Source organism: Tautonia sociabilis (assembly GCF_003977685.1).
GTDB classification, from domain to species: domain Bacteria; phylum Planctomycetota; class Planctomycetia; order Isosphaerales; family Isosphaeraceae; genus Tautonia; species Tautonia sociabilis.
The window spans coordinates 1-11,226 of sequence record NZ_RYZH01000093.1 but is presented as its reverse complement, the minus strand read 5'-3'; the positions used below and the strand labels follow the sequence as shown (position 1 = coordinate 11,226).

The 11,226-nt window shown below is 68.1% G+C and carries 11 protein-coding genes; 9 read left to right on the top strand and 2 right to left on the bottom strand.

Annotated features, from left to right (window positions below):
• Window positions 1-740: 740 nt before the first annotated feature.
• Both TsocGM_RS25030 and TsocGM_RS25025 read left to right on the top strand, forming a co-directional pair.
• Window positions 741-2,426: a hypothetical protein gene (locus TsocGM_RS25030; protein WP_126728198.1), complete on the top strand. Its 1,686-nt coding sequence runs from the start codon at window positions 741-743 to the stop codon at window positions 2,424-2,426.
• Window positions 2,427-2,685: 259 nt separating this feature from the next.
• Window positions 2,686-3,549, top strand: coding sequence for a slipin family protein (locus tag TsocGM_RS25025; RefSeq protein WP_126728197.1), 864 nt, complete (start codon window positions 2,686-2,688; stop codon window positions 3,547-3,549).
• A gap of 84 nt (window positions 3,550-3,633) precedes the next feature.
• Here the strand turns inward: TsocGM_RS25025 and ilvN are convergent, their stop codons facing one another.
• On the bottom strand, window positions 3,634-4,224 hold the full coding sequence (gene ilvN / locus TsocGM_RS25020) for an acetolactate synthase small subunit (RefSeq protein WP_126728196.1): 591 nt from the start codon (window positions 4,222-4,224) through the stop codon (window positions 3,634-3,636).
• A gap of 521 nt (window positions 4,225-4,745) precedes the next feature.
• Here ilvN and TsocGM_RS25015 point away from each other — a divergent pair.
• The 7 genes from TsocGM_RS25015 to TsocGM_RS24985 all read left to right on the top strand — a co-directional run bounded on the left by TsocGM_RS25015 (window position 4,746) and on the right by TsocGM_RS24985 (window position 10,700).
• Entirely contained in the window at window positions 4,746-5,780 is a 1,035-nt protein-coding gene (locus TsocGM_RS25015; RefSeq protein WP_158633759.1) for a DUF1573 domain-containing protein, read from the top strand.
• A gap of 12 nt (window positions 5,781-5,792) precedes the next feature.
• Window positions 5,793-6,830 carry a DUF1559 domain-containing protein gene (locus TsocGM_RS25010; protein ID WP_126728194.1) on the top strand — a complete coding sequence of 346 codons (1,038 nt, stop codon included), beginning with the start codon at window positions 5,793-5,795 and terminating at the stop codon, window positions 6,828-6,830.
• Window positions 6,831-6,896: 66 nt separating this feature from the next.
• Window positions 6,897-7,424, top strand: coding sequence for a hypothetical protein (locus tag TsocGM_RS25005; RefSeq protein ID WP_126728193.1), 528 nt, complete (start codon window positions 6,897-6,899; stop codon window positions 7,422-7,424).
• Window positions 7,425-7,627: 203 nt separating this feature from the next.
• Window positions 7,628-8,782 carry a hypothetical protein gene (locus tag TsocGM_RS25000; protein ID WP_126728192.1) on the top strand — a complete coding sequence of 385 codons (1,155 nt, stop codon included), beginning with the start codon at window positions 7,628-7,630 and terminating at the stop codon, window positions 8,780-8,782.
• Window positions 8,779-9,393 (top strand): cysteine peptidase family C39 domain-containing protein, encoded by a 615-nt coding sequence (locus tag TsocGM_RS24995; RefSeq protein ID WP_126728191.1) that lies wholly within the window; start codon window positions 8,779-8,781, stop codon window positions 9,391-9,393. Before TsocGM_RS25000 ends, TsocGM_RS24995 begins: the two co-directional genes overlap by 4 nt.
• Window positions 9,394-9,561: 168 nt before the next feature.
• Window positions 9,562-10,185: an RNA polymerase sigma factor gene (locus tag TsocGM_RS24990; protein WP_126728190.1), complete on the top strand. Its 624-nt coding sequence runs from the start codon at window positions 9,562-9,564 to the stop codon at window positions 10,183-10,185.
• A gap of 89 nt (window positions 10,186-10,274) precedes the next feature.
• Window positions 10,275-10,700, top strand: coding sequence for a hypothetical protein (locus TsocGM_RS24985; RefSeq protein WP_126728189.1), 426 nt, complete (start codon window positions 10,275-10,277; stop codon window positions 10,698-10,700).
• Between the two features lie 27 nt (window positions 10,701-10,727).
• On the opposite strand, the gene TsocGM_RS24980 is transcribed toward TsocGM_RS24985, so the two are convergent.
• Window positions 10,728-10,979 (bottom strand): hypothetical protein, encoded by a 252-nt coding sequence (locus TsocGM_RS24980; RefSeq protein WP_126728188.1) that lies wholly within the window; start codon window positions 10,977-10,979, stop codon window positions 10,728-10,730.
• Window positions 10,980-11,226: the final 247 nt, after the last annotated feature.

The following is an 11,226-nucleotide window of genomic DNA, read 5'->3' as shown; positions in this document are numbered from 1 at the left end:
CCCCCGCCCCCCCCGCCCCCTCCTCGCCCTGGCCCCCTGCCTCGAGGCCGACCTCCTCGTTCTGATCGGCGTCGACGGCTGGATCGACCGCATCCCCCTGCCCGACCGCTGCTGACCGATCGGAGAGGCTGGGGAATCCCCCTCGATCCGATCCCTCGAAGACGGGACGGACCCACCGGCGGGGATCGAGGCGTCGGCTCGGCTCCTCGGAAGGGAACCCGTTCGCCGAAACTCGGCGCTCAACGCGAACCCAACGAGCCGCCAGGGCCTCCAACGACAAGATCCAGCGTGCGAGGTCCGACCGGATGCCACCGATCGCTGCTCATTCGAGCCCCGGGGAGGCCGGGGGCGACCCGACCCCGGCCTCCCCCGTCAGCGAAGAACGCCGGGAGCACCTGGTCGCCCCGCGTCGCCGATCCGACCACCCGGCCGCCGACCTCCTCGACTCCGGCCCGATCGGCCCCAGGGCCGATCGGGGCCGCTTCGCCGGTCTCCCCCCCAACGTCGAGGGGATGGAGCCGCTGCAAAGGGACGTGCCGCTGATCGACCGACTGATCGACCTCCCGGTCTGCCGAGGCCGATTCAAACCGTTACGCTGTCGGACGCGGCCCCCGACGTTCGAGCATCCAGAGGGGAGCGCCCCGGGCGTCCCCCTCCTTCGGATCGGCGGGGGACGTCCCCGAAGTCCCAGCCCCGTCGCTCATCCTGTCCTCCCCTGTTGCCCCGAACCGAGGTGATCGATGAGACGATCGAACGAACCGTCGTCCTCCGTCGCACTGCTCGCCCGGATCGCCTTCGCCCTGGCGATCGCCTCGCCGCCAACAACCGCACTCGCCCGCGATGACGACGCCAGCGACCGCCCCCGGGAGCCGCTCCTGGAGGGGATCGGTTCGTACTCCCGGCCGGCCGGCACCGATTCCGACCTGGCGCAACGCTACTTCGACCAGGGGCTCAACCTCCTCTTCGCCTTCAACCACGAGGAAGCCGCCCGAGCGTTCCAGGAATCCGCCGAGCTGGATCCCTCCTGCGCGATGGCGTGGTGGGGCCTCGCCTACGCCCAGGGGCCGCACATCAACCTGCCGGTCGTCACCACCGAGCAGGCCCGAGTCGCCCTCGACGCCCTGGATCGGGCCCGATCCGCCGCCAAGACCGACCTGGAGCGGGCCCTCGTCGAGGCCCTGGCCTCCCGGCACGTCCCCGAGCCCCCCGAGGACCGTTCCGCCCTCGACCGCGCCTTCGCCGAGGCGATGCGAGTCCTCCACGAGCAGCACCCCGACGACCCCGACATCGGCTGCTTCCATGCCGAATCCCTCATGAACCTCCGCCCCTGGGCCCTCTACGCCCAGGACGGCACGCCCGAGCCCGGCACCGAGGCGATCGTGGCCTTGATCGAGGGCATCCTGGAGTCGTCTCCCGACCACCCGCTGGCCAACCACCTCTACATCCACGCGGTCGAGCCCTCGACCCGACCCGGCCGGGCCGAGGCCGCCGCCGACCGCCTCCGGGACCTCCAGCCGGGGCTCTCGCACAACGTGCACATGCCCTCGCACATCGACGTGAGGCTCGGCCACTGGGAGAAGGCCGAGGAGGCCAACCGCCGGGCCATCGAGGCCGACCGCCGCTTCCTGGCCGTCCGCCCCAACCCGGGCTTCTACGGCCTCTACATCGCCCACAATTATCACATGCTCGCCTATGCCGCGATGATGAGAGGCCGCAGCGCCCCGGCCATCGCGGCCATCGACGAAATGATGGGACTGATCCCCGTCGAGTGGGCGAAGCAGCACGCCGCGATCGCCGACGGCTACCTCGCCATGCCGCTGGAAGTCCGCATGCGCTTCGGCCTCTGGGATGAGATCCTGGCCGCCCCCGAACCCGACCCCGCCTTCCCCCTGGCCCGCGCCCTCCGGCGCTACGCCCGAGCCGTCTCCTTCGCCGCCCAGGGCCGGGTGGACGAGGCGAAGGCCGAGCAGGCCCGCTTCCGGGAGGCCCGCTCGCTCGTCTCCGACGACGCCACCTTCGGAAACAATCAGGCGTCCGACCTCCTCAACGTCGCCGAGCACCTCATGACCGGCGAGATCCTCTACCGAGAGGGGCGCGAGGAAGACGCCTTCGCCGAGCTTCGAGAGGCCGTCCGCCTGCAGGACCTGCTCCGCTACTCCGAACCCCCCGACTGGATCCAGCCCGTCCGCCACGCCCTGGCCGCCGCCCTGATCCAGTCCGGCCGCCTCGCCGAGGCCGAGCAGGTCTGCCGAGACGACCTGGAACAACTCCCCGAGAACGGCTGGGCCCTCTTCGGCCTGATGCAGTCCCTCGAACTCCAGGGCAAGGACGAGGAAGCCGCCCGAGTCCGCGCCCGGTGGGAATCCATCTGGGAAGACGCCGACGTCGTCCTCTCCTCCTGCTGCTTCTGCCAGCCGGGGGTCTGACCGCCGGCCGACCCGACCCGACCGGCCCGAGCCGCCAATCCTTGCGGCGCGGGCCGCGTCGGGTACCATGAGCGATGGCCCCGGCCAGGCCCGTGGCGAAGGACCAAGGCGGAGGCCGCCCTCTTCCTCTGGGAGCGGGCCTCAACCAGACGCCTTCTGGTCCTCCAGGGGAAACTCTCCCCCGAGTCGTCCCACACCTCGGCCTGTGCTCCGGGGCCGCCAAAAGAACACCGCTCTCACGAAGGAAACGGGCCCCGTCATGCGATCCCGGGAGATCATCATCAAGGACACCCACCGGGGCCTGATGTACCAGGACGGCGTCCTGGTCCGGGTCCTGGAGGCGGGCCGGCATGTCATCCCCCGCCGGATCGACCTGGGCGTCTACCGCACACCGCTGGTCGAAGTCGTGCTCGTCGACCTCCGGGAGCGGGACCTGACCATCAAGGGGCAGGAGATCCTGACCGCCGACAAGGTGGCCATCCGCATCAGCATCGCCGTGCAGTACCGCGTGGTCGACCCCCAGGCCGCCGTGCACGCCGTGGCCAGCTACGAGGACCGGCTCTACACCGACGTCCAGCTCGCCGCCCGGCGGTCGCTGGCCTCGATGACCCTCGACGAGATCCTCACCGACCGCAACCGGCTCAGCGAGGACATCCAGCGCGACGTCTACAAGACCGCCGGCTCCTACGGCGTCGCCATCAACCGGGCCGACGTCAAGGATCTGGTCTTCCCGGGAAACCTCCAGGAGATCATGAACAAGGTCCTGGCCGCCGATCGCACCAGCCAGGCCCAGCTGGTCGAGGCCCGCACCCGGGCCGAGCTGCAGCGAATCGAGGCCGAGACGAAGGTCGAGACCGCCCGGCGGCTGGCCGAATCCCAGGCCGAGGCCGAGCGCCTCGCCGCCCAGGCCAGGGCCGATGCCCTCCGCCTCGAAGCCGAGGCGGAGGCCCAGACCCTCCAGCTCCGGGAGCAAATGGCCAACGCCCTAGAGAAGCACCCCAGCCTGCTTCGGCTCCGGGAGCTGGAGTCCCTCCGGGCGATGGCCCAGTCCCCCGGCGCCCGGATCTACGTCGACTTCGACCGCCGAGCCCGCCAGGATGCCTCCCGGCCCGACGAGTCGTGAGCGACCGCCGTCGCGCCAGCCGTCTTCGCCGGGCAGGGGCGATCCGAAACCGCGCCGCGGGAGATCGCCTGCCCCGCTCCTTGCTCAGAGCTGCGAGTGGCCGACGACCTCCTCGACCTCCGGCGCCGGGCCGTCGACCTCGCCGGGACCGGTGCGGATGGGACGGCTCGAGCGGACCAGGGCGATCCGGCCGGTGCGGGCCAGCTCTCGGATGCCGTAGGGGCGCATCAGCTCGATGAAGGCCTCGACCTTCGACTCCTGGCCGCTGACCTCGATGATCAGCTGCTCGGGGCCGACGTCGACGATCCGGCCCCGGAAGTCCTGAACGAGCCCTCGGATCTCGGCGCGGCGAGCGGGGGGAGCGTCGACCTTGATCAGCATCAGGTCGCGCTCGACGAACGCCTCTCGGGAGATGTCGATCACCCGGACGACCGTGACGATCTTCTCCAACTGCTTGCGCACCTGCTCCAACTGGCGATCGTCGCCGATGACAACGAAGGTGACGCGGGACAGGTGCGCGTCCTCCGTCTCGCCGACGGCCAGGCTGTCGATGTTGAACCCGCGGGAGGCAAGCATGCCGGAGATGTGCGCCAGCACCCCCGGGGTGTTCTGCACCAGGGCGCTCAGCACGTGGCGGTGGCGTCGGTGGTCGGCCGGGCGGTTGGACTCGGACATCGATCCCCTCGGAAGGAGCGTTTCGGTTGCGAGCGGTTCGGGGCGCGTCGGCGGGCTCCGCTCCGGTGCCTCGGCCGCGTCGCCCACCAGTCTACGAGGGCCCTTCCCAACCCCGCAAGGCCGCCCGACGCGACCCGATCCGGAGCCAGTCCCCCCGCGGCCGACCGACACCCATCCCTCCCCCCGGGTTCGGCCCGGCGGAGGCGGATGCCCGCCTGGGAGACGCTCGCCTCCCGATCGCGGACACGGCGGACTCCGGAACCGTGTCCGACGGCGAACGCAACGTCTCCCTGTCGGCCAGCAAGGTCCCGACCTCATCGCCCCGGTCCCTTCAACGCCGCCTTGCACGCATCCCCGATTTTTTTCTTGACGAAGACGTACCTGTATTGGTACGACCAGATAACCTGAGATGGTCTGACCCTGAGATGAATTCCTCGGAGCGTATTCCTATGGAACATCGGGGGGGGGAACGGGTTCCTCGTGCCATCCAAACCGGAAGCGTCCGTCGGCCTCGATCCCGGTTGATCGGCTGGATCGGAGTGACCGGACTGGTCGGAGTGTTGATCTCCGGCCTGATCGTCGTCGCGCTCCCGTCCACACCGTCGCCGCCTCCTCCTCGATCGTCCCTTCCGAGAACTCCGATTCGGATCGTCCACAACTTCGGGACCACGATCAGCGACGGCTCTCCGCTCAGGCACGTCTTCCGGATCAAGAATCCCTCGGATCAATCGTTCCGGATTCTTGAGGCGACCGCATCCAGCCCCTGTTGTTCGGGCATTGAGCCGTTGCCCGACATCGTCCCGGGTGGAGACTGGCTCTCCATCCCCGTCTTCATCCGTACGGCGGGCCGAACCGGCCCGCAACAGGTCATGTTCGCCATCGGCACGGACAGCCCCGCGATGCCGACGATTCTCTGTGTCGCGCTGGCGGATTTGGTCGAGGGGTTCGACCTTGAACCCCTCGACCGGAAGAATGATCTGGTCGTGGGACGGCCGATGAAGATGGTCTATCGGGCTATCCATCGGAGGGTCGCGGATGTTCTGGAGGCTGCTCCGACTTCGGTTTCGATCCCTCCGCCATTCCAGGTGGCCTTTATCAGCCCCGCCCGAGAGCGGATCGGCCCGGATCACCTGATCGAGTGGCAGCGCGATCTCGCGATAGAGATTCCAGCCCCGGAAGACATGGGACGTCTCGCCACTACGTTGCGATTCGACGGGGCCGATGGGCCGGTCGCGAGCCGTTCGCTCAGTTGGGAGGTCCATCCGCCCCTTCGGGCGATGCCAAACGCCCTGGTGATCAACGCGTCGGACGGTGTGGTCGAGCGTCACATCGACCTCCGTTCGCAAGATCTTCCTTTCTCGATCCACGACGTCGAAGGCTCGATCATCGTTGACCACCGCGTGGATGAGCCCCTCGTGATCGAGGGCCAGGCGACGTGTCGGTTGACGCTGCGCCTCGACGGTACCCGGGCGAGCGAACGGTCGAACGCCGTCCGGATCGCAACGGATCACCGCATCGTTCCGGAACTGAGGATTCCCGTTCTCGTGTTGCCCTAGGGAGTCGGGTTGATGAGATCGCGTCGAGGCGCCCATGCCGTCGGGGGAGGGAGCCGTGGGGTCACCCTCATCGAACTCCTCGTCGTCCTGGCGATCATCTCCATCCTCATCGGCCTCCTCCTGCCGGCCGTTCAGGGAGCCCGCGAGGCCGCACGGCGTTCCCAATGCGGCAACCACCTGAGGCAACTGTCCCTGGCGATGCACGCCTACCACGACGTCCACGGGATGTTGCCGATCCCGATCACAAACGGCGAGGAGCCGGGGAGCGGACGGTCTTGGATGGGGATGTACTCGATCCACGCCCGGATGTTGCCGCACCTCGAGCAGCGGACGCTCTACGACGCGATCAACTTCGACTCGGGCACGACGCCGTTCGAGCTTCCCGGGGGCCGAAGCGAACCCCTGGCTCACGAACGCTCCACCCTCGAGATGAACCGAACCGCCTTCCGCACCGGGATCGCCTCGTTCCTCTGCCCGTCCGATGGCGGGCCGTTCGAGGAGGCCGGATGCAGTTACCGGGGAAGTACCGGAGTCGGGCCCAACCATTACGCCCCTGAGTCTCCCGACAGCGGGAACGGATTGTTCCCCGTAATCGACCGGGTGACCTTCGCCGGCGTGCCGGACGGATTATCGCACACCGCCGCGTTCAGCGAGCGCCTGAGAGGGACCGGCATCCCCGCCGATCCGGAGCCGGCACGAAACACCTTCGCCCTGCCCCTGATGGTCTCCACCGCGGATCAATTGCTCACCGGGTGTCGCGTCGCCGCCCGGCCCCTCTCGGTGAACTTCGTGTTCGGCGGGCGGTGGTGGTTCTGGTCGGGGTTGGAGCGCACGCTCTACAACCACGCCCAGGAGCCGAACGGCCGCATCCCCGACTGCCTCATGTCGAACCTGATCGGCGGAATGGGCCAGCTCACGGCCCGCTCCGGCCACCCCGGCGGGGTCAACGTCGCCATGGGGGACGGCTCGGTCCGCTTCGTCTCCGAAGCAATCGATCGCCACGTCTGGCGCAGCCTGGGAACCCGTAACGGGCGGGAACTCGTGGAGTGACCCCACGGCCCGACCGCGATCGGGAAGGTCGATCGGGATTCACCCTTTATTCTGGAGATCAATCGCATGAGCGAACGACAGTCTCCTAGCCGCTCGTCAAGACTCGTTTCTCTCTTCCTGGCCGCTGGATCGGCATGCATGGTGATCGCCGTGATCGGCTCGATTCCACCCAGCCTGAACAACTCCGATCTGGCAGGCGTGTTCGGCGCGGACAAGAATCTCCAAGACCATCCAGAGGCGGCCCGAACGTGTCCCCAGACGACGCTCGAGGCGTTCCAGAGAATCGGAGATCCGATCGCCGATGGCGTCACCGCCGCTTGTACGCAGGCGGACACTGAGTTGGAACCTCCGAGGAAATGCTGGGAGTGCGAGCATCAAGGGAATGGATTACGTGATCGGGAGATCGCCTTCACTAAAGTGCCACAGGACCCAGGAATCTTGCCCTGGCCCCGAAATTGTGGACAACTTAAGCAGGGGCGATGTGCCATGGTCGACCCTGATGGAGACGGCATCTTTTCCCCTGGCTGCGATGATGCCCAATTTGTCGACGATTATTATTGCTCAATTGTGACGGACAGAGCTTATCAGAATTGAGGGGATGGCCGACTTTGATCAACGGAGATGAACCGATTTCCGTCTCGGATGGGTGCGAGGGAATCTGTTCCGTACGGCCACTCGCGCCGGTCGGTTGATCAAAGCCGGTCCGATTCACGCTGCTGGTGTTCTCAGCCTTCGCGCCGTCGTGGCGATCGGTACGCCGCGATCGGAAGCGACGGCTCGATCGGGAGCGAGGGGCCATGTCAACCTTCCGGATGTTCGGCGGTCTGTTGGCCATCGTCCTGCTTTGCGAGACCGTCGCGAACGCGCGGCAGGATCCCGTCGCGGACGCGAGGCGGGACACGATTGCTCGGCAGGATCTCCGCGCGCTGCTGCTCGCCGCCCAGGCGGACCTCCGCGATGTCGAGTTTCTCTACGAAGGGGGATTACGGAAACTCCAGAACCTCGACTACCATCGCGTTCCTCCCGAGAACCGGTCCCCGACGCCGCGCGGGCCCGATCACGTGACGGCGTTCCAGGGGAAGTTCGCCTATCGGAACGAGACGTTCGCTCACCTGGACCATTATCTCTGGGACGAAGACGGTGAGGCGAGACGTCGGGTTTCCTGCCTTCCCGGCGACTATGAGTTCCAGAGCAGATCGTTCCACCTGGGTGGCGGTCCCGACGGTCCCCTCGCTTCCGAACCGGGCTGGATTGGCGATTTCTTCGGCAGCACCTTGCCGCTGCGTCTCTTCATCGCCCCGTACCTTCTGAGCTTGCTGAAGCAGGAGGCCGCGTTCGGCTACGAATGTGTCGGCTGGGAGCCCGTGGACGATCGAGAATGCCTGAAAATCCAGCTATTCCAGGGCCGCAATCGATCCCTGCTAAAAACGTTTTGGATCGACCTGGAGCGACAGGGGCATCCCCTGCGCTATGAGTGCAAGGTGGCCGGCCAACTCCTCTGTCGGATTTCCGACGTCACGCTCGAGGAGGTGCCGACCCGCGACGGGAAGAAGGTCTGGCTCCCGATTAAAAGCCAATACGATCATTTTTGCGATTTGATCACATATTCAGATCGACCAGTCATCGAGGAGACGTTCGGGGTGGTGCGCGGCTCCTTGCTCATCAACCAGGATCTCCCGGATTCTCGGTTCTCGATCGACTACCGCCCGACGGAGGGACCGAAGCCTCCGCTGGAAGCGGTCGCCGAGGTTGAGTCAGTCGGCCCCCGGACGGTCGACGAGCAGCTTGACGAACTGATCAAGGTGGCGGATCGCCAGGCCGCGGAGTTGACGGCCTCGGCGCCGAGCCGGGAGCCCTGGATCCATCGCCACGCGGGTCAGCTCGGAATGTATGCCCTCGGCGTGGTGTTGATTAGCCTGGCCATCGCCGTCAGGCTCCGGGGCGCGCCATGACGACCCGCGTTGCCCGCCTCCTCGTCCTCTTCGGCCTGATCGCGGGGCTCTGCGTTACCCCGCGGGAGCCGGCTTCGGCCACCGGACCGGCGCGGGACGCATCGGCGGAGCCGGGCGCCGGTCACTCGTGCGGCGCCCTGGCACTGGCCCTCTTCGGGCGACTTCAGGGCCTCGCCTGGGATCCCGCCGAGGTTGATCGGAGGCTCGGACCCGACTCGGGACCGGGTCATTCGATGGCCCAATTGATCCGGACGGCCAACGCGATGGGCCTCTCGCTCCGGGGGGTCCGGCTCGACCCCGCAGCCTGGCCGATGTCCGGGCCGGCGATCCTCCACCTCCAGCGCGGACGCGCCGGTCACTTCGTGGTGATCCGGCCCGTCGGCCAATCGGGCCGCCTCGTCCAACTCCTCGACCCGCCGTCCACCAGCGAGGTCCTGGAACTCGACCGGCTCGCGCGATCGCCCGAATGGACCGGGGCCGCGATCGTCGCTCGGCCGGCCTTCGGCGCGAGCCCCTGGGGCCTCCTCGTCGCCGGAGCGGCCTTCGTTCTCGTCGGCATCGCGGCCATGCGGACGCGGGACCGATCGCGCCGGGTGGGGGAACACTCGTGACCCGGGAGGGGTCCGGTGGACGGAATTCCCCCCCCGACCGACGGAATTCGTTAGCCAGGGTGCCCCGGGCGGCCGTATCATGGGGATCGCGTCGCGATCGAACCAACCCGATGCGCCGCGACGCGATCCATCCGATCCCGTCCCCGGGGCCGAGCCGCCCGAGGTCCGATGGCCGCTTCCGACGCCGACATCCTGCTGATCTCCCAGGTCCGAGACGGCGACGCCCGCGCCTGGCAGGTGCTCATCGAGCGCTACGAGGGCCGACTTCTGGCCTTCGTCGACAGCCGGCTGCACGATCGGGCCACCAGCGAGGACGTGGTGCAGGAAACCTTCATCGGCTTCCTGACCAGCCTGCCGAACTATGATGAACGCCGGGACCTGGAAGCGTACCTCTTTTCCATCGCCGCGCACAAGCTGACCGACCAGCTCCGCCGAGCCGGCCGGAGGCCGATCGACCAGTTCGGTTCCGACGACCACGGCCGACCGCTGGAGGAGGTGGCCGGCCCCGCCCGGGCCGCCAGCAGCATCGCCCGAAGCTCCGAGCGCCGAGAGGCCGAGGAGCGGCTGCTCACCGAGGCCCTCGGCCAGATCATCCGGGACTGGCGAGACAAGGGGGACTTCCCCCGTCTCCGCTGCCTGGAGCTGCTGATCGTCAAGGGCTGGGCCAACAAGGATGTCGCCGCCTACCTCGGCCTGACCGAGCAGGCCGTCGCCAGCTACAAGTTCCAGACCGTCAGCCGCCTGAAGGAGATGGCCCGCCGCGCCGGCATGAGTCTCGGCGGGCTGGACTGAGCGACTGAGCGACTGAGCGACTGAGTGACCGAGTGGTCCGACCGCCCCCTCCGACCGACCGCCCCCGACCGATCGGGACCGCACCCATCATGGCCGACCCCGCCCCCCCCGCCATCGACGACGAGACCCTCCGCGCCTACCTCGCCGAGTCGCTGCCGGCCGAGGAGATGGCCCGCGTCGAGCGCGGCCTGCGCGGCTCCGCCTCGCTGCGACAGCGCCTGGAGGACGTCCGCCAGGACCGCCCCGAGTCGACCATCCACACCCTCGGCGCCATCTGGCGGCGTGCCCGGCTCTCCTGCCCCGATCGCGAGGAGCTGGGCAGCTTCCTGATCGAGGCGCTCGACCCCGAGCACATCGACTACATCATCTTCCACCTCGAGGTGGTCGAGTGCCCCTTCTGCCGGGCCAACCTCGCCGACCTGCGCGGCCAGTTCGCCGCCGACACCCCCTCCACCCAGGTCCGCCAGCGGCGCTACTTCCAGTCCAGCCGCCACCTGCTGAGCAACGACGAGTGAGCCGGAGCCCCTCGAACCCGTCCCCCGTCAGGGGACGAGCTCCGGTTTCGCCCGCTCCCCCTCGATCCGCTCGGGAAGCCGCCAGACGTGCGAGCCGTCCCGATCGGTGAAGTAGAGGCGGGAGGGGGAGGGCTCGAAGGCGTGCCCGTCGGCCCAGAGGGCGTAAAAGCCGGGGTGGGCGGCCAGGGGGCGGCGAACGTAGGTGTGGTTATACTCGCTGTCGCTGGTGAGCGTCTTGAAGCGATCCCAGGAGGCGCCCTCGTCCCGGCTGGTCCACATCACCACCTCCCCCCCGGTGCCGAAGGGCTGGGGGCCGGGGTCGGTGAGGGCGATCAGCCGCCAGGTGCCATCGGCCTCAAGGTAGAGGGAGCCGAAATCGTAGTTATGATCCGAGGTCGTGGGTGTGACCGACGAATGATGTAGATCGGGCCGGTTCGTCCGCCTATGCTGGGGCTCCCCTCACACTCCGGGAGCCACCGCCATGGCCGCCACCATCGTCGCCCGATCCGAGACCGGCTTCACCATC

Coding starts and splice junctions, on each gene's coding strand:
- TsocGM_RS24990 (WP_126728190.1), top strand. CDS start 9,562: ATGGCCGCTTCCGACGCCGACATCCTGCTGATCTCCCAGGTCCGAGAC.
- ilvN (WP_126728196.1), bottom strand. CDS start 4,224: ATGTCCGAGTCCAACCGCCCGGCCGACCACCGACGCCACCGCCACGTG.
- TsocGM_RS25025 (WP_126728197.1), top strand. CDS start 2,686: ATGCGATCCCGGGAGATCATCATCAAGGACACCCACCGGGGCCTGATG.
- TsocGM_RS24980 (WP_126728188.1), bottom strand. CDS start 10,979: ATGTGGACCAGCCGGGACGAGGGCGCCTCCTGGGATCGCTTCAAGACG.
- TsocGM_RS25000 (WP_126728192.1), top strand. CDS start 7,628: ATGTCAACCTTCCGGATGTTCGGCGGTCTGTTGGCCATCGTCCTGCTT.
- TsocGM_RS25010 (WP_126728194.1), top strand. CDS start 5,793: ATGAGATCGCGTCGAGGCGCCCATGCCGTCGGGGGAGGGAGCCGTGGG.
- TsocGM_RS25030 (WP_126728198.1), top strand. CDS start 741: ATGAGACGATCGAACGAACCGTCGTCCTCCGTCGCACTGCTCGCCCGG.
- TsocGM_RS24985 (WP_126728189.1), top strand. CDS start 10,275: ATGGCCGACCCCGCCCCCCCCGCCATCGACGACGAGACCCTCCGCGCC.
- TsocGM_RS25005 (WP_126728193.1), top strand. CDS start 6,897: ATGAGCGAACGACAGTCTCCTAGCCGCTCGTCAAGACTCGTTTCTCTC.
- TsocGM_RS24995 (WP_126728191.1), top strand. CDS start 8,779: ATGACGACCCGCGTTGCCCGCCTCCTCGTCCTCTTCGGCCTGATCGCG.